Origin of the sequence: Bosea sp. 685 (assembly GCF_031884435.1) — a bacterium.
In the GTDB taxonomy this organism is placed as follows: domain Bacteria; phylum Pseudomonadota; class Alphaproteobacteria; order Rhizobiales; family Beijerinckiaceae; genus Allobosea.
This window is the reverse complement of record NZ_CP134779.1, coordinates 6,420,001-6,446,171: the sequence shown is the minus strand read 5'-3', so window position 1 is coordinate 6,446,171 and position 26,171 is coordinate 6,420,001. Positions and strand designations below refer to the sequence as shown.

Sequence of the window (26,171 nt, the reverse complement as noted above, 5' to 3'; positions counted from 1 at the left end):
GGCGTTGCCTCAGAAATCGCTCGCGATCCCCTTCACCTCCCAATCATTGTAGCGCGCCGGCTCCAGGCCGCCGCGGCCATTGATCTCCTTGTCCCCCGCGACTTCGGCCGCATGGGCGTCGATCGCGGCGCGCCGCGCCTCAGCCTCAGTAAGGGCGCGCTGCGCCGCCGGCGAAAGCGGCTTGGCTGGCGCGGCTTCCTGCGCAGCGGCGGGGAGCTGGTCGACGGGCTTTTCGGTCATTGGCGGCATCATCTCTTACGGCATCAACTCTTGCAGGATCGGCATCCACTTCACCACATAAGGCGGAAATCCGCATCGCGGGAGGGGCGCCGCGCCTCTGGCCCGCATGATCCGCAAGGGAGCCATGATGAACTACGTCCGCACCTTCATGCTGATGGCTGGCCTCACCGCGCTCTTCGCCGTGGTCGGCTATCTGCTGGGCGGCCCGGGCGGCATGCTGGTGGCGCTCGCCGTCGCGGCTGCGACCAATCTCTTCAGCTACTGGAATTCCGACAGGCTGGCGCTCGCCGCCCATAATGCGCAGGAGGTCGATGAGGCGAGTGCGCCCGAGCTCTATGGCATGGTCCGCGACCTCGCCGCCCGCGCCGACATGCCGATGCCGCGCGTCTATCTGATCCAGGAAGACCAGCCCAACGCCTTCGCCACCGGCCGCAATCCGCAAAACGCCGCCGTCGCCGCGACGACCGGGATCCTGCGCGCGCTGAGCTATGAGGAGCTGGCCGGCGTGATGGCGCATGAGCTCGCCCACATCAAGAATCACGACACGCTGACCATGACGATCACCGCGACCATGGCCGGCGCGATCTCCTCGCTCACCACCCTCGGCATGTTCTTCGGCTCGCGCGAGAACCGCCCAGGCTTGCTCGTCCAGATCCTGATTTCAGTGCTCGCACCGCTTGCCGCCATGGTGATCCAGATGGCGATCTCGCGCTCGCGCGAATACGAGGCCGACCGGCTCGGCGGCGAAATCGCCGGTAATCCGACCTGGCTGGCGGACGCTCTGGCCAAGATCGCGGGCGGCGTCGCGCATATTCCCAACGAGACGGCGGAGGCGAAGCCTGCTACGGCGCACATGTTCATCATCAATCCCCTGAGCGGACGCGGCATGGATTCCCTCTTTTCGACCCACCCCGACACCGGCAATCGCATTGCCGCTCTGATGGAGCAGGCCCGCGCCAAAGGCCTCGGCACAATGGGCGTCGGCGCCACCAGTGGCTTCACCAGCCAGGCCAGCCAGAGCCCCTGGAACAGCGACCGCACACCCGGTCCCTGGGGCTGACATGGTCAAGCAAGCAGATCTGAGCCCGGAACTGAACGAGACCACGGCGCAGACAGGCGAGCCCGTGCCGGGCCTGCCGGCGCGCCGCCTCGCCGCGACGCTGATCGACGAGGTGCTAAAAGCCCGGCTGGCGCTGGACGAGACCTATGAGCGGCTCGCGCCGACATTCGGGCTCGATGCTGCCGACGCCGCGCTGGCGCGCGCCATCGCGATCACCGCCTTCCGCCGCCTCGGCACGATCCAGCATGCGATCAATGCCAGGCTCGAACGCGGCAGCCCGCGCAATTCCGGCCCCTTCGAGCCGATCCTCGTCGCAGCGGCAGCCCAAATCCTCTTCCTCGACGTGCCCGACCATGCCGCCGTCGATCTCGCCATCCGCCATCTCCATGAGGATGCGCGCTCCTCGCGCTATGTCTCGCTCGGCAATGCTCTGCTGCGCCGGCTCGCCCGCGAGCGCGACGCCATCCTCAGCGAGGCGCTCGACCCTTTCCTCGACACGCCGGAATGGCTCGCCGAGAGCTGGATCGAGAGCTATGGCGAAGAGACCGCCGCCGCCATCGCCGCCAGCCATCGCGACGAACCGCCGCTCGACATCAGCGTCAAGGACGACGCGGCCGGCTGGGCCGGGAAGCTCGATGGACTCCTGCTGCCGACCGGCTCGGTCCGCCTGCGCGAACGCCAGAGCATCACCGGCCTGCCCGGCTTCGATGAAGGCGCCTGGTGGGTGCAGGACGCCGCGGCCGCCCTGCCGGTTCGCCTGCTGGCGCCCAAGCCCGGCGAGCGCATCGCCGATCTCTGCGCCGCACCTGGCGGCAAGACCGCCCAGCTCGCCGCGGCCGGCGCCCATGTCACCGCCGTCGATCGTTCGGGGCCACGCCTGCGCCGCCTCAGGGCCAATCTGGAGCGGCTCGGGCTCTCGGCCGAGATCGTCACCAAGGACGCAGCACTCTGGCAGGCGGAGCCTTTCGACGCCGTCCTGCTCGATGCACCCTGCAGCGCCACCGGCACGATCCGCCGCCATCCCGACGTCGCCTGGACCAAGACGCCGGAAGACCGCGACAAGCTCGCCGCATTGCAGGCGCGCCTGCTGGAAGCCGCCGCGCGCCTGACCAAGCCCGGCGGACGCCTGATCTACTGCACCTGCTCGCTCGAGCCGCAGGAGGGCGAACAGCAGATCGAGATTTTCCTGGCGGAGAATCCGGATTTCAAGCGCTCACCCATCACAGCCGACGAGATCGGCGGTGTGGACGGCGCGATCGACCGCCACGGCGATCTGCGGACCCTGCCGCACCAGTTGAAACATGACGGTCCACGTCTGTCGGGATGGGCGGGATTTTACGCATGCCGCCTGATCAGGCGAGAGCCGGATGACATCAAATAGAAACGCCAAGCAATTCTATTTGATGCCTGAATCCGCTTTTTATCAAAAGCTTAGAGCATGATGCCGGCCGAAGACCGGTTTCCCCTTTTCGGCATCATGCTCTATGACGAAACCGGGATTCGCATGGTGGGACGCCATGCGCGGGTACGGGGCGTGCGTGGGCATTGAGCGGCTGGTCTGAGCGACGAGGACTTGCCCGGGCTGCGATCGGACGGGCGGCGCGGCGGACCCGTGGCCACCTCGTCGGCGCGGCGCGCAAGGCTTGGCCGTTCGGCAGAGCCCCCGCGACGCGGCTTTTGTTTGCGCCGCATGATCTGCGCACCGCCGACCCGACGACGGCAGGCGACATCTATTCCGGCTATTACGCCTTCGCCGGCCGCACCTTGCGCACCCATGGCGAATCGCCCTTCGACAGCGCCCCGCCGAGCGATGCCTGGGCCGAGGCGCTGCACGGCTTCGGCTGGCTGCGCCATATGCGCTCCGCCGACACCGCGATCGCACGCGCCAATGCGCGCGCCTTGGTCGAGGATTTCATTGCCAGGAAGCGCGACCGCAACGAGGTCTCGCGCCGCCCCCATGTCGCGGCGAGGCGATTGATCTCCTTCCTGTCGCATTCGCCGCTGCTGCTCGAAGGCGCCGACCACGCCTTCTATGAGCGCTTCCTGCGCCATATCTCGCGCCTGACCGACCGGCTGACTTTGGCGCTGGCCGGCGCGGTCGACGGGGTGGCCAGGCTGCAATGCCTGACCGCGGTCTCCTTCGCCACGATCTGCCTGGATGGGCAGGATGCGCGCCGCCGGCGCTATGATCTGGCGCTCTCCGACGAACTCGACCACCAGATCCTGCCCGATGGCGGCCATCTCAGCCGCAATCCCCGGCAATTGATCGAGCTTCTGCTCGATCTCCTGCCGCTGCGCGAGACCTTCGCGGCGCGCGGGCTGGAGCCGCCGCGCGGCGTGCTGATGGCGATCGAGCGGATGATGCCGCATCTGCGGCTATTCCGGCATGGTGACGGCGCACTTGCCTTGTTCAACGGCATGGGCACGACGCCGCCCGATCTGATGGCGACGCTTGCCGCCTATGACGACGCCCGCGCCCGGCCGATCGAGCAGGCGGCCTATTCCGGCTACAGCCGGCTGTCGGGAGACCGCAGCATCGTCGTGGTCGATGCCGGCGCGGCGCCACGCGGCGCGCAGTCGATCGAGGCGCATGCCGGCTGTCTCGCCTTCGAGTTCTCCAGCGCCGGTCAGCGCATCATCGTGAATTGCGGCACGAGCCGCTTCGGCCCGCCGGAATTGCGCCTCGCCATGCGCAGCACCGCGGCGCATTCGACTCTCACGCTCGATGAGCGCTCCAGCGCGACCTTCGGCTTGGTGCTCGGCGAACGGCGGATCATCGCCGGTCCGCAGGATGTGCGGGTCGCGCGCCAGGACACAGCAGCCGGCCCGGAATGGGTTGCAAGCCATGACGGTTATCGCCGCAGCCTGGGCGCCGTGCATACGCGCCGGTTGATGCTCGCCAAGGACGGCGCCTCACTCACCGGCGAGGACGAGATCGCTTTGTCCGCCGAGCGCGACACGCTGCCGGCCGTAGTGCGCTTCCATCTCCACCCCGGCGTCAAGCCGAGCCTGATCCGCGAGGGTGAGGGCGCGCTGCTGGCGCTGCCCTCCGGCGAGGTCTGGGCCTTCGATGCCGGCGGCCTGCGCGTGACGATCGAGGAGAGCATCTTCCTCGCCTCGGCCGATGGCGGGCGCCGCACCGAACAACTCTGCATCGATTTCGATGCCGTGGCGACGCCGCAGATCATCTGGCGCTTCAGCCGCGTCAGCGCCGCCCCGCCGCGCAGCGCGCGCGCCCGCAGCGAGCCGGCTCCGGTCGAATTGCCGCTCGACCCGCCGGCCGAGGCCTGAGCCTTCACAGCAGCGAACTTTGCTTTGCGCGCTGCAGCATGATAGCTCGCGCGCAACAGTTTTTAAGCCAGCACCGGACTTAACCCAGATGCCGACAGAGCTTCGCCGCGTCGAACGCGCCCTCCTTTCCGTCTCCGACAAAAGCGGGCTGGTCGATTTCGCCCGCGCCCTGAACCGCCTCGGCATCGCCCTGGTCTCAACCGGCGGCACCGCCAAGGCGATCGCCGAAGCCGGCCTGCCCGTGACCGACGTCTCGGACCTGACCGGCTTTCCCGAGATGATGGACGGGCGCGTCAAGACGCTGCACCCCAAGGTACATGGCGGCCTGCTCGCCATTCGCTCCCATCCCGAGCACCAGGCCTCGATGCTCGGCCACGGCATTGCGCCGATCGACCTGCTCGTCGTCAATCTCTACCCCTTCGAGGCGACGGTCGCGGCCGGCAAGCCTTATGACGACTGCATCGAGAACATCGATATCGGCGGGCCGGCGATGATCCGCGCCGCCGCCAAGAACCACAACGACGTCGCTGTGGTGGTCGAGCCGGCCGATTACGCCGCCGTGCTGAGCGACCTCGAGGCGCATAAGGGCGCGACCACGCTGACGCTGCGCCGCAAGCTCGCTCAGAAGGCCTATGCCTGCACCGGCGCCTATGACGCGGCGATCTCGAACTGGTTCGCCAATGAGCTCGGCGACACGGCGCCGGCCTATCGCGCACTCGGCGGCGTGCTTGCCGAGACCATGCGCTATGGCGAGAACCCGCATCAATGGGCGGCGTTCTACCGCACCCCCGAACATCGTCCCGGCGTCGCGACCGCACGCCAGCTCCAGGGCAAGCAGCTCTCCTACAACAACATCAACGACACCGACGCCGCCTTCGAATGCGTCTCGGAATTCGACCCGGCGATCTCGGCCGCCTGCGCCATCATCAAGCACGCCAATCCTTGCGGCGTCGCGACCGGCGCCACGCTCGGTGAGGCCTATGCCCGCGCTCTGGCCTGCGACCCCGTCTCGGCCTTTGGCGGGATCATCGCCTTCAATCGCACGCTGGACGGGGCGACCGCCCGCGAGATCGTCAAGATCCTCACCGAAGTGATCATCGCGCCCGACGCCGATGCGGAGGCGATCGCGGTCATCGCCGGGAAGAAGAACCTACGCTTGCTGCTGACGGACGGCTTGTCGAACCCGCGGGCCACCGGCCTGTCCCTGCGCACCGTCTCGGGCGGCTTCCTCGCCCAGGCCCGCGACAACGCCGTCGTCGACGACATGGAACTCAAGGTCGTCACCAAGCGCCAGCCGAGCGAGGCCGAACTCGCCGATCTGCGCTTCGCCTTCCGCGTCGCCAAGCATGTCAAGTCGAACGCCATCGTCTACGTCAAGGATGGCGCGACCGTCGGCATCGGCGCCGGCCAGATGAGCCGGGTCGATTCCTCGCGCATCGCGGCGTGGAAAGCGGGCGAGGCCGCCAAGGCGCTGGGTTCGACCGAGAGCCTGGCCAAGGGCTCGGTCGTCGCCTCCGACGCCTTCTTCCCCTTCGCCGACGGCCTGCTGGCGGCAGCTGAGGCCGGCGCGACGGCGGTGATCCAGCCCGGCGGCTCGCTGCGCGATGACGAGGTCATCAAGGCCGCTGATGAGGCCGGCCTCGCCATGGTCTTCACCGGACACCGCCACTTCCGGCACTGAGGCAGCACACCTGCTTCTCCCTCCACGTCATCCCGGGACGACCTACGGTCGTCTCGGAATGACGGTGCGTTCTTGACGAGGGGGTCGACGTTTTCCCCAACAGGGCCTTACTCTACCCCGAGGGGATGAGGGCGGCATGACACAGGACCATGGGGGACGGACGCTGCTGCGCGAACGCGTCGCGCAGCAGCACAACAAGGTCTCGTTCGTCGAGCTGTTCTTCGATCTCGTCTTCGTCTTCGCGATCACCCAGATCTCGCACACGCTGCTGGAGCATTTTTCACCGCTCGGCCTCGCCCAGGCGATGCTGCTGCTCGGCGCGGTCTGGTGGGTCTGGGTCTATACGAGCTGGGTGACCAACTGGCTCGACCCCGAGACGACGCCGGTGCGGTTGATGCTGTTCGCATTGATGTTCGCTGGCCTCATTCTCTCGACCTCCCTGCCGGAAGCCTTCGAGGGACGCGGCCTGATCTTCGCCTGCGCCTATGTGGCGATGCAGCTCGGGCGCAGCATCTTCACCATGCTGAGCCTGAGAGCCCATAGCCCGGCGAATTTCCGCAATTTTCAGCGCATCACGCTCTGGCTTAGCCTGTCCGGGCTGTTCTGGGTCACAGGCGGATTGGCGCATAGCGAGATGCGCTTCGGGCTCTGGGCGCTGGCCCTGGCCATCGAATATGCCGGCCCCGCGCTCGGCTTCCGCGTTCCCGGCCTCGGCCGTTCGACGACCCGCGACTGGGATGTCGAGGGGGCCCATCTGGCCGAGCGCTGCGCCCTGTTCATCATCATCGCGCTCGGGGAATCCATCCTGGTGACCGGCGCAACCGCAGCGAAGCTCGCCGCGACCCCGGCCAACATGCTGGCCTTCGCCAACGCCTTTCTGAGCTCGATCGCGATGTGGTGGATCTATTTCCATATCGGCGCCGAGCGCGGCAGCGAGCGGATCGCCCATTCCGACGACCCAGGCGCGATCGCCCGCATCGCCTACACCTATATCCATCTGCTGCTGGTCGCCGGCATCATCCTGGTCGCCGTCGGCGACGAGTTCGTGCTGGCCCATCCCGGCGGGCACACCGAGGCGAAGGTCACTATTGCCGTCATTGCCGGGCCCGGCTTCTATTTGCTCGGCAATCTGCTGTTCAAGAAGGTCACGGCCGGCTGGTATCCGCTCTCGCATCTGGTCGGGCTCGGCCTGCTCGCCTTGCTGGCGCTGTTCCCGGGTTTTCTGCCGCCGCTGGCCTTCAGCCTGACGGCGACCGCCATTCTCGTGCTCGTCGCGGCCTGGGAAGCACTGTCCCTGCGACCGAAGGAGGCCTGAGCCCATGCATACCATCAAGGTCATTGCCGGCGGCTTCGCCTTGCTCGGCTTCCTGCTTGTCCTGGCGCCGCGGCTCGGCATCTCCGGGGGCAATCCGATCGCCTTCGCGGTCAAGCTGTTCATCCCGCTCTGGCTCGTCGCCGCGCTGGTCAATCTCTGGATCGGCGTCAGTCGCGCCGGCTACAGCGTGATGGAGGAGTTGCCGATCGGGCTCGTCGTCTTCGGCGTGCCGGCGCTGGCGGCTCTGGTCATCGCCTGGATGTTCGGTAGGATGATGGGATGAGCCTCGCTTCCGTACGCGCCTTCTTTTCCGAACACGCCCCCGACATCACCATCATCGAGACGCCGCAGAGCAGTGCAACGGTCGCGCTCGCGGCGGCGGCGCATGGCGTCGAGCCTGCCCGTATCGCCAAGACCTTGTCGCTGCGCATCGGCGAGCGCGTCGTGCTCGTCGTCGCGCGCGGCGACGCCAGGCTCGACAACAAGAAGGTCAAGGCAGCGCTCGGCGGCAAGCCGCGCATGCTCGAGGCCGAGGAGGTCGCGGCGATCACCGGCCATCCCGTCGGCGGCGTCTGCCCCTTCGGCCTGGCAACGCCGCTGCCGGTCTATTGCGACCTCTCGCTCAAGGCCTTCGACGAGGTCGTGCCGGCGGCAGGCTCGCCCCAGAGCGCCCTGCGGATCAATCCGGAGCGGATGGCGGCCCTGACCCAGGCGCAATGGGTCGATGTCTGTCAGGACATCGTCTGATACTGACGGCCTTTGACGCCGACTTATGGCTGAGGCTGCGCCGTCATTCCGGGGCGATCCGCAGGATCGAGCCCGGAACCCAGAACCGATGCCGCTGCTTGAGAAGGCACGGGCAGCCGGGTCGCTTCGCGAGGACACTCAGCGGTTCTGGGTTCCGGGCTCAGGCCTGCGGCCTGCCCCGGAATGACGGCGGAGGGCAACGCCATCGGTCGGCGCAGAAGGCCGAGCGTTCCGACGCTATGCGTCCTGAGGCCAGGCGTCAGCCCTTCGCGTCGACGCGCTCGATCAGCGCCATGGCAGCGGCGGGATTGCGGACCTTGTCGCCGCTGATGACATAGAGAAAGACGTCGCGTGGCGCAGCAGTCGGCCTCACTGAGGCGACCGCCTGCAGATCCGTCGGCGCCCCGCCTCCGGCCCAGTCGCGCGCCCGTTTCGTCCAGGCGTCGAGATCGCTTTCGGAATAGCCCTTCGGCTGCGCCTCTTTCGTACCCATGATCCGGGCATAGACGAAGGGCGCGGTCACATCCGCGATCTGGGTGTAATCGGAATCGCCCGCCACCACGACGGCGACCTTGTATTCCCTGAGAAGGGCGATGAAATCGGGCGAGCGGAAGCTGTCATGCCGGACCTCGACCGCATGCCGGATCGCCTGGCCATCGACCTGATGCGGCAAAAGCTTCAGGAAAGCCTCGAAATCGGCTGGATCGAAACGCTTCGTCGGCATGAACTGCCAGTTGATCGGCCCGAGCTTCTCCTTCAGCTCGAGCACGCCGCCGGTGATGAATTTCTCGATCGAGGGCGCCGCTTCCGCGAGGATGCGCCGGTTCGTAATATAGCGCGAGCCCTTGAGCGAGAAGACGAAGCCGTCGGGCGTCTCCGCACGCCATTTGGCAAAGCTTTCAGGCTTCTGCGAGCCGTAATAGGTGCCGTTGATCTCGATCGAGGTCAGCTTGCTGCCGGCATATTCGAGCTCGCGCTTCTGCGACAAGCCATCGGGATAGAACGCGCCGCGCCAGGGCTCGAACACCCAGCCGCCCGTGCCGATATGGATCTTGCCAGAATTGGGAGCCATGTCTTGATTGGGAGCCATGTCTTGATTGGTAGGCATGTCTTGTCCTCGCGGTTACGAGCGGCGCGCCTGGGTTTCAAACGGGCTCGTCGGCGTGGATTATTCCCGCTTGGGGCGGTCGGAGCCACCCGTTTCCACGCCGCACGGGGCGCGTTCTTTCAATGGCGGAGGAGAGCGCCCGGTTGTGTCAGGAGCGCGACCGGGATGGATGCAGGCAAGCAATCATGGACGCGAGCCCTGAACGCGAAAAGCCGCCCTTTCGGGGCGGCCGGTCGGTCTTGGCGTTATCTCGGCGGTCTATGTGCCCAGAGGCGAGCCGTAATCAGCGTCGCTGACATGTTCCAACCAGTCGACAGGCTTGCCCTCAAACGACTCTTGGATCGCGATGTGGGTCATGGCGGTCGTCGGCGCCGCGCCGTGCCAGTGCTTCTCCCCGGGAGCAAAGCGCACGACATCTCCCGGGCGGATTTCCTCAACCGGCCCGCCCTCGCGCTGCACGCGGCCGCACCCCGCAGTCACGATCAGCATTTGCCCGAGGGGATGCGTGTGCCATGCGGTGCGCGCACCAGGCTCGAAGGTGACAGCGTTCGCTGCAGCTTTAGACGGCTCCAACACTGCAAAAAGCGGATCGATACGGACGATGCCCGAGAACCAGTCGGACGGGCCCTTGGCAGACGGTTGCGATCCTGCGCGGGAAATTTCCATGGTTTTGTCCTTTGGGGGTACGGTCTGGCTGAACATTATTGCCAGCATCTGATCCTTGCCCGTGCTCGCGCAGCAAGGCATCAGGCACAGCGGTCGGATGGATCGCGGTACGACTGGCGAGACCGCACCACCCCTTCGAATGTCAGCACTTTCTGCTTCCCTGCTCGGTGAGAGAAGAGGCAGGCAACCTCATGGCCGCCTACCTCATGGCAATCAGACTGACTGGTCGACCGCGGTCATCTGCATCGCGTTCATGCGGCCGCCCTGCACCTTGATCCTGGAGACCGCCGCGTCGATTTCGCTCACGTCCTCGGCGGTCAGGCGCATGTTGACGGCGCCGTGGTTCTCGATGAGGTGATCCAGGTTGCGGGTGCCAGGGATCGGGACGATGAAGGGCTTCTGCGCCAGGAGCCAGGCTAGGGATAGCTGGGCAGGCGTGGCATTCTTCTTTACCGCGAACTCCTTGAGGAAGGCGACGAGGGGCATGTTGGCCGCGACCGCCTCCGGCTTGAACCGATCGAAGTCGGCCCGCAGGTCGGACTTCGGATCGAACGTCGTCCGCGCATCGATCTTGCCTGTGAGATAGCCCATGCCGACGGGGCCCCACGGCACGAACCCGATGCCGAGTTCTTCGCAGGCCTTCAGCACACCGTCGGTTTCAACGTCGCGGGTGATCAGGGAATATTCGGTCTGAACGGCTGCGACCGGTTGGATGGCGTGGGCGCGGCGGATGGTCTTCGCGCTCGCCTCGGAAAGCCCGAAATGCAGCACCTTACCTTCCTTGATCAGATCCTTGACCGCGCCGGCGACATCCTCGATCGCCACAGTGGGATCGATCCGGTGCTGATAATACAGGTCGATGCGGTCGGTCCGCAGGCGCTTCAGAGATTCCTCGACCACGCGCTTGATGCGTTCCGGGCGACTGTCGCGGGCGATCGTGCCGTCGATGGCGAAGCCGAATTTGGTCGCGATCTTGACCTGGTTACGGATGGGCGCCAGCGCCTCGCCGACGAGCTCCTCGTTGACGTAGGGCCCGTAGACCTCGGCTGTATCGAAGAAGGTAACACCGCGCTCATGGGCGGTGCGGAGAACCTTGATCGCCCGGTCCTTGTCGGCAGCGGGGCCATAGTTGGCGCTAAGGCTCATACAACCGGCGCCGAGTTCCGAAACGTCGAGGTTGCCGAGCTTGCGGGTTTTCATCGAGGTGGTCCTTGCAGGTTGCGCGGTCTGGGCATAGGCGCCCGACGAGGAGGCGAGCGGCACGATAGCGGCCGTCGCAGAGAGGAACGTGCGGCGGCTGAGGCATGAAGTTTCGTGAACGGCCATGGAACGTCCTCCCGGCTCCGGCTGACGAGGCGGCCATGGCCGCCATTTCTGATAGCCATCAGATAGTCGCTGGTCCGTTCTGCGATTAGGCTGGTTATTTGGGTTGGCTCCATCGATCTGGTGCATCAATGGAGGGATGCTATCCGGTAGGGCGAGGAGCGGATTTGCATCCGGTGGGGGCTCGGCTCGGACGTACCTTGGGCGAGAGCGGTATCCCGCTTGCGAAGTCTCTTGCTCAGTTTCGACTTCCGCATGACTCAGCGGGGAGCACTTTGAAGGCGACCTTCTGAAAGGCCCGAAAGGCGCCAGAGGCACGTCTGGGCTCTGACTTGGCCCTTCAAACAGTTGCCATTTCGATTGTGGCGCAGAAGGACATCGCTAGTGCGGACACTCGCCGCCCGCTGCCAGCCAGCGCTTGACGCCATCCAGAAAGGCTGCGTGTGACAGGGGCGGTGTCGAGCGCGCATTTCCCGCAACATCGCGGCCGCTCTGCCAGGCCCACAAGACCAGTTTGTCGTTGGTGAGATGCTGGACGAGTTGGTCCGGCGTCATGCCACTCTTGGCGGGATCGCGCAGCGCGCGGCAGATCTCTCCGGCGCTCATCCCCTCCCAGCCCATTTTCAACGGGGCCAGATGCCAGCCTTCCGCTCCTGGGACGCCAGAACCCGAATTGCTGCTGCGATGGCATGCGGCGCAGGGCAGTCCGGGCGATCCGCGCCCCCCCTCACCGGCCACAATGCCCATGATATGCCGTCGTCCGTTTTCGCCTTGTCGCGGAAATGGGGAAAGGACGTGACAGTTCATGCACCTGCGATGCTCGAAGACCGGCGCTATCGCCATGAAGAGATTGGCTTCGGGCGGGCTGCCGATCTGCGCGCGAGGCTGCGGCCGACCGGTTCCGGAGCTGGCTGCAATGGTCGCTGCAGCCGCAGTCAGCATCAAGATCGAGACATAGCTCGTCATCTGCTCCGTGCTCCGTCGACTCCACAGCATGACGCGGCCACGCTCCGGACTGCAAGAGAGACAGAATGCTAAATGCTGCCCACCGATCGAAGAGGCTGGGGCAATTGCGCAAAAGGGTCGTCTTGGTCGGACGGTTCCGCCCCATGCCGATAGCCGGCGCGGCGCTTTGCCGACATCGAACCCTAGGCAAGGACGCAGCCACTGAGCTGGACGCTGTTCTGGCAGTCATCGAGCGGCGACCGATGCCGGCCAGCAGTGACGACTTGGACTCTACTCATTGCCAATTGCTGCATCGCAGACCGGGCCGCCCGGTCTGCGATGCAGATGTGTCTCAGGCGAGGGCGAAGGGCATCTGGCGCATCGGCTTGCCGGTTAGCTGTGCGATCGCATTGGCGAAGGCTGGAGCGAGTGGCGGCAGACCGGGCTCGCCCATGCCGGTCGGCGGATCGGCGCTGGGCACGATGTGGACGGCGAACTCCGGCATGTCGGTAATCCGCGCCACGGTGAAGTCGCCGAAATTGCTCTGCTCGACGATGCCGTCCTTGAGCGTGATCGCCGAGCCAGGCAGGCACGTCGACAAGCCCATCACGGCCGCGCCCTGGACCTGCGCCTCGATGCTGCGCGGGTTGATGGCGAGATTGCAGTGAACGCCGGACGTGACCTTGTGCAGGACGGGTTGGCCGTCCTTGACCGAGGCTTCGACCACATAGGCGACGACGGTCTCGAACGATTCATGCACCGCGACGCCCCAGGCCCGTCCGGTCGCGAGTTTCGTCTTGCCATAGCCGCTCTTGTCGACCGCGAGCTGCAGCGCGGCGCGATGGCGCGGGTGCTTGTCGCCGAAGAGCGCCATCCGGTAGGCGACCGGATCCTGCTTCGTCGCACGGGCGATCTCGTCGAGCAGCGTCTCCATCACGAAGGCGGTGTGGGTCGAGCCGACGCTGCGCCACCAGAGCACGGGCACGTTGAGCTTGGGATGGTGCACGGTCAGGCGCATCGGCAGCGGGTACGGGTCGCGCATGCCTTCCGTTGCCGTGCCGTCAATGCCGTCCTTGATCTGGAAAGCGGCGAACACAGTCCCGGTCAGGATGGACTGGCCAACGATGACATGATCCCAAGCCAGCACCTTGCCCTGATCGTCGAAGCCGATCTTGGCACGGTGCAGATGCATGGGGCGGTAGTAACCGCCCTTCATATCGTCCTCGCGGCTCCACACCGTCCGTACCGGCACGTCGAGCCCCGCAGCGCGGGCCGCCTTGGCGATCACGCAGGCCTCGACGGCGATGTCGCTGGTGCTGGAGAAGCGTCGGCCAAAGCCACCACCCGCCATCAGCACATTGACCACGACTTGCTCAGGCTTGAGGCCAAGCGCGGTCGCCGCCGCGGCTGCATCGAGCCCGGCGCTTTGGCTGCCCATCCAGATCACGGCCCGATCATCCGTCAGTTGGACGGTGCAGTTCAGCGGCTCCATCGCAGCATGAGCGAGATAGGGAAAGACGAATTCGGCTTCGAGTTGCCGAGGTGCGGTCGCGAGCGGGGCCATGTCGGCGTCGTGCTTGCGCGGCCCAGGCTGGCTGGCCAACTCGCGATACTGCGCGAGCTGCTTTTCGCTATCGACCTTCTCGACCTTGGAGCTGTCCCATTCCAGCTTCAGGGCATCGCGGCCCTGCGTCGCCTGCCAGTAGCCGTCGGCCACCACCGCGATGCCCTCTGCACCACCGTCGAGCGGCACCCGCAGCACGGCCTTGACGCCTTTGACGGCGCGCGCCGCGCTGTCGTCAACCGACGTCAGCCGGCCGCCGAACACCGGCGGACGGGCCACCACGGCGGTCAACTGACCCGCCAGTCGCATGTCGATGCCGAAATCCTGCTTGCCGCTCGTCTTGGCCTGCGCGTCGAGCCGCTGCGTCGGACGACCGATGATGCGGAAATCCTTGGGATCCTTCAGCGTGACCTTTTCCGGCACGGGCAGCGCCATCGCGGCATCCGCCAGCTCGCCATAGCTTGCCTTGAGGCCGCGCGGTCCAAGCACCGTGCCGGCCTGCGTGCGCAGGGTCGCGACATCGACCTTCCATTTCGCTGCGGCCGCGTTCAGCAGCATCGCCCGAGCGCGTGCGCCGAGCTCACGGTACTGCGTGTAGCTGTTCTTGATCGTGTTTGAGCCGCCGGTGAGATGGATGCCGAACACCGGATCGGCATAGGCCATGTCGTTGGTGCCGTGTTTGCTGCGGACCAGTTTCCAGTCGGCGTCGAGCTCCTCGGCCAGGATCATCGGCAGGCCGGTGTTCACGCCCTGGCCGAACTCCAACCGGTTGATGGTCACCGTGACCTCGCCGTTGCGGGCGATCTGCACGAAGGCCGAGGGCTGCTGCGCCGGCTTGAGCGCCGTTGCGGCTGCGCCGGCCGCTTGGCCGAGCGCGACATGCGGGAACGCCCCGAGCGCCAGCCCGCTCGCGCCCGCGAGCTTGAGGAAGCTGCGGCGCGGCAGCGTGGCGGGCTTGCCCTTGGCTTGTGCAACAAGGCGCTGAAGCGCGCGCGGCAGATCGGCGGGGTCGATGTTGTGCAACATGACGGCGTCCTTCAAACGAGGCTGCGCGAGGCGTCCGCCACCGCGGCGCGGATACGGGCATAGGTGCCGCAGCGGCAGATGTTGCCCGCCATGGCGGTGTCGATCTCTTCGGGGGTAGGCTGCTTGCCGCGCGGCAGCGACTTGATGAAGGCTGTCGCGCTCATGATCTGGCCGCTCTGGCAATAGCCGCACTGGGCGACGTCATGCTTGACCCAGGCCGCGTGGACGGCAGCGCCGATCCTATCGCCTCCGGCTGTTATGGCCTCGATCGTGGCGATCTTCTTGCCGACGGCTTCAGAGACAGGCGTGCTGCAGGAGCGGACCGCCTCGCCGTCGAGATGCACCGTGCAAGCACCGCAGAGCGCCGCGCCACAGCCGAACTTGGTGCCGGTCATGCCGAGCGTGTCGCGCAACGCCCAGAGGATCGGGGTGGCTGGATCGACGTCGATCGTGTGTTCGCGGCCATTTACAACAAGCTGCATCGTCTTGATCCTCAATGGTTGCTCGCATCGGCGCTGATGAACCGCGATCGTCCAAAAACGAACCCGGCACCGAGCGGCGGAACACGATCCGCATCTATCCCGATTTGCTATCCTCCTGTTTAGAACCGGCTCAATCTGGCGACTAGCTAGGGTTTCGTGATGAGGCTTATGCGCTGCATTAATTAATCCGCTCGCGCCGCTATCCGCGCTCCGGCCGGGGCCTGGCAGTTTCTAGGCACAGAAACTCGGCTCGGGGCGATCCCACGAACGAAGGCCGGGGAAGCGGTGACGCCTTAATTGTCTCCATATCCGGATCTTGCCGAGCAGGACACACCCTGCCTCGCCGCAAGTTTCGCGCTGCCGGCAAAAAGACGCCACGATTCAGAGGCGAGTATGGATTGGATGCCCCCGAGCGCCCGCCGGCATGCACGTCCCGGTGGACCCACCCACAACGGGAGATTGGCGCCTAGCGTAATCACGACATCGTTTTCACCGGCCCAATTGACGTGACTTGCCAACGGGGCAGTTCTATCGATTCTGTGCATCAATGAAACGAAACGAACTTAACGATCTGGCCGCCTTCGTCGCGGTCGCGGACGCCGGAAGCTTCACGCGGGCGGCAGCTCAGCTCCACATGTCGCAGTCTGCCCTCAGCCACGCCATCCGGCAGCTCGAGGAAAGGCTCGGCATTCGCCTTCTGGCGCGGACCACCCGCAGCGTCTCGCCCACGGAAGCGGGACGACGCTTACTGGGGACGTTGCGGCCGGCGCTCGCCGACATCACCACGGAAATCTCCAGGCTGAGCGAGTTCAGGGACAAGCCGGCAGGAACGCTTCGCATTACTGCCGCCAAGCATGCTGCGATCGCTGTGCTATGGCCGAAATTGCGCACATTCATGGGCGAGTATGTCGACGTCAAAGTCGAACTTTCCGTCGATGAGGGGCTGATCGACATCGTCGCGGGAAATTTCGATGCTGGGGTCCGTCTTGGGGAGCGCGTGGATAACGACATGATCGCTGTTCGGATAAGTCCGGACATACGATTAGCCGTCGTGGGCTCGCCGGCATACTTCGCCCGTCATCCTGTACCGAATACCCCTCATGAATTGAGCAAGCATGACTGCATCAACTATCGCCAGAAAACTTCGGGAGGCTTGTATGCGTGCGAGTTCGAGAAGGACGGGCAGGAACTGACTGTTCGCGTGGAAGGTTCCCTGGTGTTCAACGACTCCGATCTCGTCGTACAGGCTGCCATCGACGGTCGAGGCCTTGCGCCGGTCTTCGCTACCCAGGTCTCGGAGCATGTCGCCGCCGGGCGCCTGATCAGCGTTCTCGACGATTGGTGCCAGCCCTTCCCCGGATACTTCCTGTATTATCCGACCCGCAGGCAGACGCCGCCAGCGCTGGCTGCGCTCGTGGACGCATTGCGCTACCGCACATGAACGGGTCCGCGATGAGCGCTAACCCTAGCAGGCGCTCATACATAAGGTCTGGCGACTGCGATCATGAATGATATCGGCTGCGTTTACGCTGCTATGCTTGAAACCTCGGCGCTGAGCCTTATCGCGTAGGCTTTCAAGGCCAGACTCCGGGCAATGCCAATTTGCGGGCAGCAACCGGCAACTCGTCGGCTCAACCGCACGGCGCGTCAGCCCAAGCGCCTACGTCAAATCGTCTAAACGGAAATGTGCACGCGGCACCCCATCGGGCATCTCTGCGAGATCTCCGCGAGTGACGGCCCATCGCCAGCTGACGGCTTCGTGAATCACATCCTCGCCCGACCTTCGGATTCATCCGTTACGATTGTGACTCCTCATCGAGGTCCAGCATGACAGTTTTTCTCCGTCGTCTCGCATTGACCGCCCTGATCGCCGTTCTCGCCTGGGCGCCGCCGAGCTGCCCCTCCGCGCAAGAGGGCGCGCCTGCTCGCGGAAGCGGCGGCCAATCGCAGGCGTCGTCAGGTGTTGTGGGCTCGACCTTGCCGCCCCCCTCCGTGACCCGTCACACAATTGACCTGCCTGGCCGCAGCCTTCGCTATACAGCGACGGCCGGCGCTCTGCCGGTGCGCGACCAGTCGGGCCGTCTCCTGGCGGAGATCGCCTATGTTGCCTACGCGCTCGACCGTGAAGGCGCAGGTGTCACGGCCGATCGTCCCGTCACCTTTGCCGTCAACGGTGGACCGGGAGCGGCGTCGGCATATCTCCATCTCGGTCTCATGGGTCCCAGGCGCCTGCCGTTCGGCCGGCAGGGCGACACGCCCTCCTCTCCGACCGACCTCGTCGCTAATGCCGAGACCTGGCTGGATTTCACCGATCTCGTCTTCATCGATCCTGTCGGGACGGGCTTCAGCCGCTTCGCGTCTGGCAATGATGATGCGCGCGGCCTGCTCTGGTCGGTCGAGGGCGACTACAAGTCGCTCGCCCGATTCATCGCGAACTGGCTGCGGCTGAACGATCGCCTCGGCTCGCCCAAGTTCATCGTCGGTGAAAGCTATGGCGGCTTCCGCACGCCCAAGATCGTCAGCGAGCTGCAGACATCCGACGGAGTCGGGCTGTCGGGCATGCTGCTGCTGTCGCCCGTACTGGACTTCACCTATCAGCGCGACGCCCGCGGATCGCCGCTGCGCTGGGCAGTTCAGCTCCCGTCGCTGGCCGCGACCCGGCTCGAACGCGAAGGCCGCCTGTCGCGCCAGGCGCTTCAGGAGGCCGAAGTCTATGCCGCCGGCGATTATCTCACGGATCTGTTGAAGGGACCGCGCGACAAGGCGGCCGTGCAGCGGATCGTCGAGAAAGTTACGGCGCTGACTGGGCTCGATCGGATGCTTGTTGAGCGGCTCGGCGGAAAAATCGACACGGGCACGTTTCTCCGGGAGATCGGCCGCGATCGACAGGTCGTCGGCAGCCCCTATGACGGGGCGGTGTTTGCTCTCGACCCCGATCCCGACGCGGCCCGAACCCAGGCGCCCGACGCCGTGCTGGAGGCGATCACCGCCCCGCTCACCGGCGCAATGCTTCGCCTCTACGCCGACGATCTGAAATGGCGGCCTGAAGGCCGCTATTTCCTACTCAACGAAGACACCTCCCGGCGCTGGAGCTACGGGCAAGGCCGGGGTGACCGGGAGTCGATGCGGGACCTGCGCAGCGCGCTGGCGCTCGATCCGCATCTGCAGGTCATCGTGGCGCACGGCATGACCGATCTCGTCACGCCCTATTTCGAAAGCAAGCTTCTGCTCGATCAGCTGCCGCCTCTCGGCAACGAGGCGCGGGTCAAGCTGGAACTCTTCGGCGGCGGCCACATGTTCTACTCACGCGAAGCCTCGCGCCAGAACCTGCGCGAAGCCGTCCGCATGATGATCGAAGCGCGGCGAGGCCTTTGAGGCGACGCGGTCGTTGAAAAGGGGCCGCCGACCAGGCGGCCCCTCCTCTCAGGCAGCGATAGCGTCTACTCCGTCGCGGTCGCAGCGGTATCGGCGGCATTCCGGGCGACAACGGTCGCCTGATCGGCCTGGGAAGCAGCGGCCGTCTGCTCGCGGTCGCTGCGAAACGAAGCCTGCGTATCGGTCTTGCTGAGTGAGCAGGCCATTGCGGAAGTGGCGGAGAGGGCGAGAGCGGCGCAAAGCACGATAGCGATCTTCATGATCTGTATCCTCACCTTGTTGAACCATGAAAGGCATGGCCTCTCGACGATACGGAGGTTCAGCCCGGGCCATTAGCCGCTGTCGCTCGATAGAGCTTATGAGACGGGCTCATGAACACCATGGCGCCGCACGATGCGCGGCGCTTCGGTCGCGTTCCGAAATGCCCTCAGAGCCCTGCGAGCTTCATCTGGAAGTCGGAATAGCGAGCGCCCTGGACCTCGAAGTCGGACGAAGTGCCCTCGATCTCCGCGACGTCGTCCGGCGTCACCTCTACGGGGAGCGCATCAAGGTTCTTTTGCGGCGGCTGCGTTTTCTCGCGCCGACTGAGAGATCGCTTGCCGCCGATCTCGATGTTTAGTCCCAAAAAGCGGAAACGCTGGCCATCGAAAAAACAACCGAGAGGGGTCGTTATGGCCAAGGTCTTATCACGTTGCCGTGATGCCTTTCCGACGTCTCATCTCGCCAAGATCGGGAAGAGTTGGGCTCGAACATGGCTGCTTCCCGGCCAAATCAGCCGTTCCGGTCCAGGAAACCTCGTCCCCTGTGGCCCATCACGCCGCGTGATCAGCCGATCATCGGGCATTGGCTCATCGGCACAACTGAGTTTCAATTGGTTCCAATTCAACTCTGACTGGCATGCCGCGCGGCGTGCCGGCCTTGCGGCGAGGCGCGTTGGCTCTCTCGCCGTCTTTTTCGATCGAAAACCGGGAGGTTTACGGTGGCGAAGCTTAATGTGAATGGCAAGATGCTGGATGTGGCGGCGGCGGACGATACGCCGCTGCTCTGGGTCATACGCGAGCAGATCGGACTGACGGGAACGAAATATGGCTGCGGCGTCGCCCAATGCGGCGCCTGCACCGTGCATATCGACGGAGTTGCGACGCGCAGCTGCTCGATGCCGATCAGCGCCGTAACGGCGGAGCAGAAGATCGTCACGATCGAGGGCCTCTCGCCCGACGGCACGCATCCGGTGCAGCAGGCCTGGATCAAGCACGACGTGCCGCAATGCGGCTTCTGCCAAAGCGGCATGATCATGGCGACCGCGGCGCTGCTCCAGGCCAATCCCAAGGCGACGGAAGCCGACATCGCCAGCGAGATCACCAATATCTGCCGCTGCGGCACCTATGCGCGCGTCAAGACGGCGATCCTCGACGTTGTCGCCAGCGGCACGCTGGGCCGCGGCTGAACCGACATGCCTGGCCATTCCCAGCGCGAGGTCGAGCGCGGCAGGTCGAAGGACTTGCGCCTCCCTCGCGTCCATCCCGATATCCGGAGGACGACATGACATCCGCCTCGACCGTGATTGCCGACAAGACCCGCCTTTCCCGCCGGAGCCTGCTCGCCGGCTCGGCCGCCGCGGCCGGCGCTTTCAGCTTCGGCTTCGCGATCCCGTTCGGGAGCGAGGCGCAGGCACAGGCGCAAGGTACTATCCCCGAGATCAACGCATGGGTCGTGGTTCATCCCGACGACAAGGTGGTGATCCGCATCGTCCGGTCCGAGATGGGCCAGGGCACGCTGACCGGCCTCGCCCAGCTCGTCGCAGAAGAGCTGAACTGCGACTGGTCCAAAGTCACGACCGAGTATCCGACGCCTGGCCAGAGTGTCGCCCGCAACCGGGTCTGGGGCAATTTCTCGACCGGCGGCAGCCGCGGCATCCGCGAATCCAACGAATATGTCCGCAAGGGCGGCGCGGCGGCGCGCATGATGCTGATCCAGGCCGCCGCCAATGAGTGGAAGGTGCCGGCCGGCGAATGCAGCGCCGAAAAGAGCGTGATCACGCACAAGGCCTCGGGCAAGTCGATCCGCTACGGCCAGGTGGCGGCAACGGCTGCCAAGCTCGAAGCGCCAAAGGACGTCGCGCTCAAGGATCCCAAGGACTGGATCATCGCCGGCAAGCCGCTGCCGCGCCTCGACACCGTCGACAAGACCAACGGCAAGAAGATCTACGGGATGGATCTGAAGATGCCGGGCATGCTCAACGCCGCGATCAAGGACTGCCCTGTTTTTGGGGGCAAGGTGAAGAGTTTTGAGGCCGCCCCGATCAAGGGCATGGCGGGCGTCAAGCATGTCTTGGCCGTCGGCGACAGTGCCGTCGCCGTCGTCGCTGAGACTTGGTGGCAGGCCAAGTCGGCGCTCGACGCGCTGCCGATCGTCTGGGACGAGGGCGAGCATGCCAAGGTCTCGAGCGAAAGCATCGCGGCCTGGCTGAAGGAGGGGCTTGATGCGCCCAGCGCTGTCGTCGGCAACCAGAACGGCGACGTGAAGGCGGCGATCGCAGCCGCCGCCAAAACCGTCGAGGCGGTCTACAGCTACCCCTACCAGAACCACGCCACGATGGAGACGATGAACGCGACGGCGCTCTGGACGCCGGAGAAATGTGAGGTCTGGACGCCGACGCAGAACGGCGAGGCCGCACTGGCGGCGACTGCCGAGGCAGCCGGCCTGCCATTGGCGAAATGCGAGGCCTACAAGATTGACCTGGGCGGCGGCTTTGGCCGGCGCGGAGCTTCGCAGGATTGGGTCCGTCAGGTCGTTGCCATCGCCAAGCAGATTCCCGGCACGCCGGTGAAGCTGATCTGGTCGCGCGAAGAGGACATGACGCATGGCCGCTACCACCCGGTCACGCAGTGCAAGATGGTCGGAGCCTTCGACAAGGACAACAACCTGACCGGGCTGCACATCCGCATCTCCGGCCAGTCGATCGTTGCGGGCCTGTTTCCGCAGACGATCCAGAACGGGCGTGATCCCGCCGTCTTCCAGGGTCTCAACGCACCCGGCCCAGAGGCCTCGATCGGCTATGGCGTGCCCAATCTGCTGGTCGACCACGCCATGCGCAACCCGCATGTGCCGCCGGGCTTCTGGCGCGGCGTCAACCTGAACCAGAACACGATCTATCTTGAATCCTTCATGGACGAGCTGGCCCATTCCGTGGGCAAGGATCCGCTCGAATTCCGCCGCGCCCTGATGAAGAACCATCCCAAGCACCTCGCGGTGCTCAATGCCGTCGCCGAGAAGGCCGGTTGGGGCAAACCGCTGCCTGAGGGCGTCTTCCGCGGCATCTGCCAGACCATGGGCTTTGGCTCTTATGTCGCGGCCGTGGCCGAGGTTTCGGTCAGCGCTGAGGGCAAGCTCAAGATCCACCGCATCGTGGCTGCGACCGATCCGGGCTACGCGGTCAATCCGGCGCAGATCGAGCGCCAGGTCGAGGGCTCCTTCGTCTATGGCCTCTCGGCCTCGCTCTATGGCGAGATCACCATCAAGGACGGCCGCGTCGAGCAGGAGAACTTCGACACTTACGAGGTGATGCGGCTGGAGGCCATGCCGGCGGTCGAAACCGTCATCGTGCCTTCGGGCGGCTTCTGGGGCGGTGTCGGCGAGCCGACGATCGCGGTCGCGGCGCCAGCCGTGCTGAACGCAATCTTCGCCGCGACCGGCAAGCGTATCCGCAATCTGCCGCTGAAGAACGCCGATCTCAAGAAGGCGTGAGCACGGCAGTCGGAGTGATGGCGCGCTTGGCGCTCGCCGGGGCCGTACTGGCGAGCGGCGGCGCTTTGACCGCTTCGGCGCTGGAGCCCTATGCGATCGTCGGCGACGCCATCCCGCGTCCGATCGGCGGGCTCGCCGGCAACCCCGCGCGCGGCAACGCCGTCCTGCGCGATCGCGAGCGTGGCAACTGCCTCATCTGCCACCAGGGGGCGGATCCGTCGGAGCCCTTCCAGGGCACGATCGGCCCGTCGCTAGCCGGTGTCGGGAGCCGCCTCGACGCAGGCCAGATCCGCCTCAGGCTGGTCGATGCCTCGACGCTCAACCCGCAGACGGTGATGCCGCCCTATTTCCGGACGGAAGATCTGCATGATGTCGCCCCGTCCTATCGGGGCAAGCCGGCCCTGTCGGCCCAGGAGATCGAGGATGTCGTCAGCTATCTCGCCTCGCTCAGGACGCCCTGAGGCCGGTCTCGACCGCCGCAGCGTCGTCACCGGCGCAGCGGCCGGTCTTGCGATCGCCGCCTTCCCAGGAGCTGCGGCAGCGCAAACAGGGCTTGCCGCGGCGGAGCCGTCGCCCGAGCTCGCCCAATTGATCGCGCGCGTCACGGAAGGCGCGGTGCCCGAGCGGGCGCGCATCACGCTCGACATTCCGGCCCTGGTCGAGAACGGCAATTCCGTCGACACCCGTATCAGCGTCGAGAGCGCGATGACCGATGCAGAGCATGTCCGCTGGATTCACCTGATCGCCGAGAAAAACCCGTTTCCTGACATGGCGCGTTTCCATCTCGGCCCACGGGCCGGGCGCGCCGAGGTCTCGACTACGCTCAGATTTGCGCAGTCGCAAAAGGTCACCGTGGTGGCCGCACTCAGTAGTGGCCGCTTCGTCATGACCGATGCGGACATCGTCGTGACGCTGAGCGCCTGCATCGACGGCGGCTGAGGAGAGCGTCATGACCTTCAATGCCCGTATCACCATGCCGGCCGAGGCGCGCACTGGCGACATCGTCGAAATCCGCGTGCTGACGCGCCATCCGATGGACCGGGGCGGCCAGTCCGACGGCAAGGGCGGTACCGTACCGCGCAAGATCCTGAACCGTCTGACCGCGATCTATGCCGGCGAGCCGATCTTCCGGATCGACATGCACACCGGTGTCGCCGCAAACCCTTTCGTCTCGTTCACAACCAGGGCGGTGGCGACCGGAGATATCGTCTTCGAATGGCGCGAGGACGGCGGCGCGACCTATACCCGCACGGCAAGGCTGACCGTGACGTGAGTGGGCGGCGACTGAGCCCAGGAACCGTTGTGCTCGTGCTGGCGACGTTGGCCGCCGCTCCGGCTCTGTCTGAGATCAAATCCGGCACAGATTTCCTCTCTCCCGACATGCGTCGCCAGCAGGCGGACGAGAACCGCAACCCCGCCTTCTTCTGGGTCGAGCAGGGCCGCGAGCTGTTCAGCCGCAAGCCCGCCCCGGACGGGCAGGCGTGCAGCGGCTGCCATGCCGATCCGCAGCAGAGCCTGCGCGGCACTGCTGCGCATTATCCGCAGGTCGATGCCGCGTCCGGCAAGCTGCTCAACCTGGAAGGCCGCATCGAGCAATGCAGGGGTGAGCGGCAAGGGCAGCCGGCCTTCGGCTATGAGAGCCCCGAGTTGCTAGCGATGACGGCCTATGTCGCCTCACTATCGCGCGGCGTGCCGGTCGAGGTGAAAACCGATGGCGCGGCCAAGCCTTATTTCGAGGCGGGCAAGGCCTTCTTCGAGCGCCGGCAGGGCCAGCTCAATCTCTCCTGCCAGCAATGCCATGACGGCATGGTCGGGCAGAAGCTGCGCGGCGATACGATCAGCCACGGGGCTGGCACGGGCTATCCAGCCTATCGGCTGGAATGGAACGATGTCGGCTCGCTGCACCGGCGCCTGCGGGCCTGCTCGCTCGGCGTGCGCGCGACGCAGTTCGATTACGGTTCGCCGGAATATCTTGCGCTGGAGCTTTACCTCGCCGGACGGGCCAAGGGCCTGCCCGTGGAGACGCCGGGCATGCGGCGTTAGGTTGCCAGGTTGAGGCCTGCCACGGTGTCGTCCGGGACGGAGCGCAGCGGAGATCCGGGGCCGATGCCTGAGCCTATCAGGCAAAAGTTCCGGCATGCATCCCGGATCGGCGCCGCTATGTGGCTTGTCCGGGACGACCCGCGTCACGATTCAGGCTCTGTGCAAGTCTAGGTGCCTGTGGGGCCGTAAGACCTGCCGGCCTCAGAGCTTCTTGCCGTCCTTGTCGAACTGCTTGAGATAGGCGGTTAGGTTCTTGACCTCCTCCTCGTTCTTGATGCCGGCGAAGATCATCTTGGTGCCGGGAATCTTGGCCTTCGGGTCCTTGATGTAGTCGGCGAAGACCGCGTCATCCCAGGTCAGGCCGGCCGCCTTGTTGGCGGCTGAATAGCTGTAGCCCTCGACGGAGCCCGACTGCCGACCGAACAGGCCATTGAGCACCGGCCCGATCGTGTTCTTCGCCGTCTCGCCAAGCTGGTGACAGGCACGGCACTTGGCGAAGGAGCGTTCGCCGGCGGCGATGTCCTGGGCATGGGCGGACGTCCCGAGCAGCATCGCTGCGGTCAAGATCGAGGCGCTGGCATAGAGGGCTTTCATCATCATCTTTTCCTTGTCGGTGGGTTGAGCCGTAAAATACCGCGTGGCAGTCGATCCGCTTTTGAATGAACGGTTCCGGCGTCGCGTGACATCCATCAGGCGAACATGTCGGCGCAGATGGCGTCGTACCAGGCGATATTCTCGGCCTGCGTCTGCCGGCGGATATCGGCGCTCTCGCCCGGCTGCGAGATGAAGCTCTCCACTGCGGCGATGCGGCCGTCCTTGGGCTCATAGCGGCCGCCGACCTTGATGGCGTCGTCGGTATCGACCAGGCTCCAGCAGGTGTTGAGGTAGCGCGCCGGGAAGGTTTGCCCGCCGGCCAGTTCGCCGCGCAGGATCATCGCCGCGACCTTGGCCTGGTTGTTGGCGGAGAAGGCCGATTTCGGCATGTCGCCGGCATTGCAGGCATCGCCGAGCACGACGATGTTTGCGTCGACGACGGACTTCATCGTCGCCGGGTCGATGGCGCAATAGCCCCCAGTCGGCGCCAGCCCCGCATCGCGCGCGATCGCGCCCGCCATCTGGGCCGGGATGACGTTGACGAAGGCGCAGTTCGCGTAGGTCTCGAAGCCGGTCACCACGGTGCTGGTCTTCGGATCGACCGATCTGATGCCGTCATGCACCTTCGGGCCGAGCCATTCGATCATCGCGCCATAGCGCTTCTCCCAGTCGGGCATGAAGACGCCCTGCTTGGAAAAGCTCTCCTTGGGGTCGAGGATGACGATACGGGCCTTGCTGCGGCCCGTCCGCGTCAGCACATGCGCGAACATCGAGGCGCGCTCATAGGGGCCGGGTGGGCAGCGATAGGGGTTGGGCGGGGCGATCATCACGATGGTGCCGCCATCTGGCACCGCGTCGAGCCTCTCGCGGATCAACTGCGTCTGCCGGCCGGGCTTCCAGCCATGCGGCATGGCCTCCTCGGCCTCCTGCGACCAGCCGGGCACGCTGTCGTATTTGAGGTCGA

At 65.6% G+C, this 26,171-nt stretch carries 26 protein-coding genes (1 of these 26 running past the window's edge); 15 read left to right on the top strand and 11 right to left on the bottom strand.

Annotated elements, in window-relative coordinates; genetic code table 11:
- Positions 1 to 9 precede the first annotated feature (9 nt).
- Positions 10 to 240: a DUF1674 domain-containing protein gene (locus RMR04_RS31380; RefSeq protein ID WP_311912387.1), complete on the bottom strand. Its 231-nt coding sequence runs from the start codon at positions 238 to 240 to the stop codon at positions 10 to 12.
- Positions 241 to 367: 127 nt separating this feature from the next.
- Here RMR04_RS31380 and htpX point away from each other — a divergent pair, with 127 nt between their 5' ends.
- The 7 genes from htpX to RMR04_RS31345 all read left to right on the top strand — a co-directional run bounded on the left by htpX (position 368) and on the right by RMR04_RS31345 (position 8,334).
- A complete protein-coding gene (htpX, locus tag RMR04_RS31375; RefSeq protein ID WP_311912386.1) occupies positions 368 to 1,300 on the top strand; it encodes a zinc metalloprotease HtpX in 933 nt (310 codons plus the stop codon).
- A 1-nt stretch (position 1,301) separates the two neighbouring features.
- Complete coding sequence (locus tag RMR04_RS31370) at positions 1,302 to 2,681, top strand: RsmB/NOP family class I SAM-dependent RNA methyltransferase (protein WP_311912385.1); 1,380 nt, start codon at positions 1,302 to 1,304, stop codon at positions 2,679 to 2,681.
- Between the two features lie 296 nt (positions 2,682 to 2,977).
- Positions 2,978 to 4,591, top strand: a complete 1,614-nt coding sequence (locus RMR04_RS31365) for a heparinase II/III family protein (RefSeq protein WP_311912384.1) — start codon at positions 2,978 to 2,980, stop codon at positions 4,589 to 4,591.
- Between the two features lie 88 nt (positions 4,592 to 4,679).
- Positions 4,680 to 6,272 (top strand): bifunctional phosphoribosylaminoimidazolecarboxamide formyltransferase/IMP cyclohydrolase, encoded by a 1,593-nt coding sequence (gene purH / locus RMR04_RS31360; RefSeq protein ID WP_311912383.1) that lies wholly within the window; start codon positions 4,680 to 4,682, stop codon positions 6,270 to 6,272.
- Positions 6,273 to 6,408: 136 nt separating this feature from the next.
- Positions 6,409 to 7,587 (top strand): low temperature requirement protein A, encoded by a 1,179-nt coding sequence (locus tag RMR04_RS31355; protein ID WP_311912382.1) that lies wholly within the window; start codon positions 6,409 to 6,411, stop codon positions 7,585 to 7,587.
- A 4-nt stretch (positions 7,588 to 7,591) separates the two neighbouring features.
- A complete protein-coding gene (locus tag RMR04_RS31350) occupies positions 7,592 to 7,870 on the top strand; it encodes a hypothetical protein (RefSeq protein ID WP_311912381.1) in 279 nt (92 codons plus the stop codon).
- A complete protein-coding gene (locus tag RMR04_RS31345) occupies positions 7,867 to 8,334 on the top strand; it encodes a YbaK/EbsC family protein (RefSeq protein ID WP_311912380.1) in 468 nt (155 codons plus the stop codon). The genes RMR04_RS31350 and RMR04_RS31345 overlap by 4 nt, the downstream gene beginning before the upstream one ends.
- Before the next feature lie 259 nt (positions 8,335 to 8,593).
- On the opposite strand, the gene RMR04_RS31340 is transcribed toward RMR04_RS31345, so the two are convergent.
- The 6 genes from RMR04_RS31340 to RMR04_RS31315 form a co-directional block, all read right to left on the bottom strand.
- A complete protein-coding gene (locus RMR04_RS31340) occupies positions 8,594 to 9,442 on the bottom strand; it encodes a DUF72 domain-containing protein (RefSeq protein WP_410492176.1) in 849 nt (282 codons plus the stop codon).
- Between the two features lie 258 nt (positions 9,443 to 9,700).
- Positions 9,701 to 10,108, bottom strand: coding sequence for a (R)-mandelonitrile lyase (locus tag RMR04_RS31335; RefSeq protein ID WP_311912379.1), 408 nt, complete (start codon positions 10,106 to 10,108; stop codon positions 9,701 to 9,703).
- Positions 10,109 to 10,321: 213 nt separating this feature from the next.
- The gene (locus RMR04_RS31330) at positions 10,322 to 11,308 is read right to left on the bottom strand and encodes an aldo/keto reductase (RefSeq protein WP_311912378.1); all 987 of its coding nucleotides are present in this window, start codon (positions 11,306 to 11,308) and stop codon (positions 10,322 to 10,324) included.
- 504 nt (positions 11,309 to 11,812) lie between these two features.
- The gene (locus tag RMR04_RS31325; protein WP_311912377.1) at positions 11,813 to 12,397 is read right to left on the bottom strand and encodes a hypothetical protein; all 585 of its coding nucleotides are present in this window, start codon (positions 12,395 to 12,397) and stop codon (positions 11,813 to 11,815) included.
- Positions 12,398 to 12,728: 331 nt separating this feature from the next.
- Positions 12,729 to 14,966 (bottom strand): xanthine dehydrogenase family protein molybdopterin-binding subunit, encoded by a 2,238-nt coding sequence (locus RMR04_RS31320; RefSeq protein WP_311912376.1) that lies wholly within the window; start codon positions 14,964 to 14,966, stop codon positions 12,729 to 12,731.
- A gap of 11 nt (positions 14,967 to 14,977) precedes the next feature.
- The gene (locus RMR04_RS31315; protein WP_311912375.1) at positions 14,978 to 15,448 is read right to left on the bottom strand and encodes a (2Fe-2S)-binding protein; all 471 of its coding nucleotides are present in this window, start codon (positions 15,446 to 15,448) and stop codon (positions 14,978 to 14,980) included.
- Between the two features lie 547 nt (positions 15,449 to 15,995).
- On the opposite strand from RMR04_RS31315, the gene RMR04_RS31310 reads away from it, so the two are divergent.
- On the top strand, positions 15,996 to 16,889 hold the full coding sequence (locus RMR04_RS31310) for a LysR family transcriptional regulator (RefSeq protein WP_311912374.1): 894 nt from the start codon (positions 15,996 to 15,998) through the stop codon (positions 16,887 to 16,889).
- 386 nt (positions 16,890 to 17,275) lie between these two features.
- The gene (locus RMR04_RS31305) at positions 17,276 to 18,823 is read left to right on the top strand and encodes a S10 family peptidase (protein ID WP_311912373.1); all 1,548 of its coding nucleotides are present in this window, start codon (positions 17,276 to 17,278) and stop codon (positions 18,821 to 18,823) included.
- 65 nt (positions 18,824 to 18,888) lie between these two features.
- Here the strand turns inward: RMR04_RS31305 and RMR04_RS31300 are convergent, their stop codons facing one another.
- Complete coding sequence (locus RMR04_RS31300) at positions 18,889 to 19,083, bottom strand: hypothetical protein (RefSeq protein WP_311912372.1); 195 nt, start codon at positions 19,081 to 19,083, stop codon at positions 18,889 to 18,891.
- 167 nt (positions 19,084 to 19,250) lie between these two features.
- Entirely contained in the window at positions 19,251 to 19,502 is a 252-nt protein-coding gene (locus RMR04_RS31295) for a hypothetical protein (RefSeq protein WP_311912371.1), read from the bottom strand.
- 300 nt (positions 19,503 to 19,802) lie between these two features.
- Here RMR04_RS31295 and RMR04_RS31290 point away from each other — a divergent pair, with 300 nt between their 5' ends.
- From RMR04_RS31290 to soxA, 6 genes are all read left to right on the top strand, one after another.
- Positions 19,803 to 20,270, top strand: a complete 468-nt coding sequence (locus RMR04_RS31290; protein WP_311912370.1) for a (2Fe-2S)-binding protein — start codon at positions 19,803 to 19,805, stop codon at positions 20,268 to 20,270.
- 95 nt (positions 20,271 to 20,365) lie between these two features.
- On the top strand, positions 20,366 to 22,570 hold the full coding sequence (locus tag RMR04_RS31285; protein WP_311912369.1) for a xanthine dehydrogenase family protein molybdopterin-binding subunit: 2,205 nt from the start codon (positions 20,366 to 20,368) through the stop codon (positions 22,568 to 22,570).
- On the top strand, positions 22,567 to 23,031 hold the full coding sequence (gene soxX / locus RMR04_RS31280; protein ID WP_311912368.1) for a sulfur oxidation c-type cytochrome SoxX: 465 nt from the start codon (positions 22,567 to 22,569) through the stop codon (positions 23,029 to 23,031). Before RMR04_RS31285 ends, soxX begins: the two co-directional genes overlap by 4 nt.
- Positions 22,994 to 23,509: a thiosulfate oxidation carrier protein SoxY gene (locus tag RMR04_RS31275; RefSeq protein ID WP_311912367.1), complete on the top strand. Its 516-nt coding sequence runs from the start codon at positions 22,994 to 22,996 to the stop codon at positions 23,507 to 23,509. Before soxX ends, RMR04_RS31275 begins: the two co-directional genes overlap by 38 nt.
- 10 nt (positions 23,510 to 23,519) lie before the next feature.
- Positions 23,520 to 23,843: a thiosulfate oxidation carrier complex protein SoxZ gene (locus tag RMR04_RS31270; protein WP_311912366.1), complete on the top strand. Its 324-nt coding sequence runs from the start codon at positions 23,520 to 23,522 to the stop codon at positions 23,841 to 23,843.
- Between the two features lie 35 nt (positions 23,844 to 23,878).
- Positions 23,879 to 24,613, top strand: a complete 735-nt coding sequence (gene soxA, locus RMR04_RS31265; RefSeq protein ID WP_311912365.1) for a sulfur oxidation c-type cytochrome SoxA — start codon at positions 23,879 to 23,881, stop codon at positions 24,611 to 24,613.
- A 201-nt stretch (positions 24,614 to 24,814) separates the two neighbouring features.
- Here soxA and RMR04_RS31260 read toward each other — a convergent pair whose 3' ends face one another.
- Together RMR04_RS31260 and RMR04_RS31255 are read right to left on the bottom strand one after the other, a co-directional pair.
- A complete protein-coding gene (locus RMR04_RS31260; protein WP_311916001.1) occupies positions 24,815 to 25,207 on the bottom strand; it encodes a c-type cytochrome in 393 nt (130 codons plus the stop codon).
- 95 nt (positions 25,208 to 25,302) lie between these two features.
- A protein-coding gene (locus tag RMR04_RS31255; protein WP_311912364.1) for an FCSD flavin-binding domain-containing protein crosses the window boundary here: on the bottom strand, positions 25,303 to 26,171 show its 3' portion. 409 nt of this gene lie beyond the right edge of the window; only the last 869 of its 1,278 coding nucleotides appear in the window; the start codon falls outside the window, past its right edge — the gene reads right to left on this strand; the stop codon is at positions 25,303 to 25,305.

Coding starts and splice junctions, on each gene's coding strand:
- RMR04_RS31310 (WP_311912374.1), top strand. CDS start 15,996: ATGAAACGAAACGAACTTAACGATCTGGCCGCCTTCGTCGCGGTCGCG.
- RMR04_RS31345 (WP_311912380.1), top strand. CDS start 7,867: ATGAGCCTCGCTTCCGTACGCGCCTTCTTTTCCGAACACGCCCCCGAC.
- RMR04_RS31260 (WP_311916001.1), bottom strand. CDS start 25,207: ATGAAAGCCCTCTATGCCAGCGCCTCGATCTTGACCGCAGCGATGCTG.
- RMR04_RS31330 (WP_311912378.1), bottom strand. CDS start 11,308: ATGAAAACCCGCAAGCTCGGCAACCTCGACGTTTCGGAACTCGGCGCC.
- RMR04_RS31335 (WP_311912379.1), bottom strand. CDS start 10,108: ATGGAAATTTCCCGCGCAGGATCGCAACCGTCTGCCAAGGGCCCGTCC.
- RMR04_RS31325 (WP_311912377.1), bottom strand. CDS start 12,397: ATGACGAGCTATGTCTCGATCTTGATGCTGACTGCGGCTGCAGCGACC.
- RMR04_RS31350 (WP_311912381.1), top strand. CDS start 7,592: ATGCATACCATCAAGGTCATTGCCGGCGGCTTCGCCTTGCTCGGCTTC.
- RMR04_RS31270 (WP_311912366.1), top strand. CDS start 23,520: ATGACCTTCAATGCCCGTATCACCATGCCGGCCGAGGCGCGCACTGGC.
- RMR04_RS31355 (WP_311912382.1), top strand. CDS start 6,409: ATGACACAGGACCATGGGGGACGGACGCTGCTGCGCGAACGCGTCGCG.
- RMR04_RS31315 (WP_311912375.1), bottom strand. CDS start 15,448: ATGCAGCTTGTTGTAAATGGCCGCGAACACACGATCGACGTCGATCCA.
- RMR04_RS31275 (WP_311912367.1), top strand. CDS start 22,994: ATGTCGTCAGCTATCTCGCCTCGCTCAGGACGCCCTGAGGCCGGTCTC.
- RMR04_RS31340 (WP_410492176.1), bottom strand. CDS start 9,442: ATGCCTACCAATCAAGACATGGCTCCCAATCAAGACATGGCTCCCAAT.
- RMR04_RS31380 (WP_311912387.1), bottom strand. CDS start 240: ATGACCGAAAAGCCCGTCGACCAGCTCCCCGCCGCTGCGCAGGAAGCC.
- htpX (WP_311912386.1), top strand. CDS start 368: ATGAACTACGTCCGCACCTTCATGCTGATGGCTGGCCTCACCGCGCTC.
- RMR04_RS31285 (WP_311912369.1), top strand. CDS start 20,366: ATGACATCCGCCTCGACCGTGATTGCCGACAAGACCCGCCTTTCCCGC.
- RMR04_RS31320 (WP_311912376.1), bottom strand. CDS start 14,966: ATGTTGCACAACATCGACCCCGCCGATCTGCCGCGCGCGCTTCAGCGC.
- RMR04_RS31300 (WP_311912372.1), bottom strand. CDS start 19,083: ATGAAGATCGCTATCGTGCTTTGCGCCGCTCTCGCCCTCTCCGCCACT.
- RMR04_RS31370 (WP_311912385.1), top strand. CDS start 1,302: ATGGTCAAGCAAGCAGATCTGAGCCCGGAACTGAACGAGACCACGGCG.
- purH (WP_311912383.1), top strand. CDS start 4,680: ATGCCGACAGAGCTTCGCCGCGTCGAACGCGCCCTCCTTTCCGTCTCC.
- RMR04_RS31305 (WP_311912373.1), top strand. CDS start 17,276: ATGACAGTTTTTCTCCGTCGTCTCGCATTGACCGCCCTGATCGCCGTT.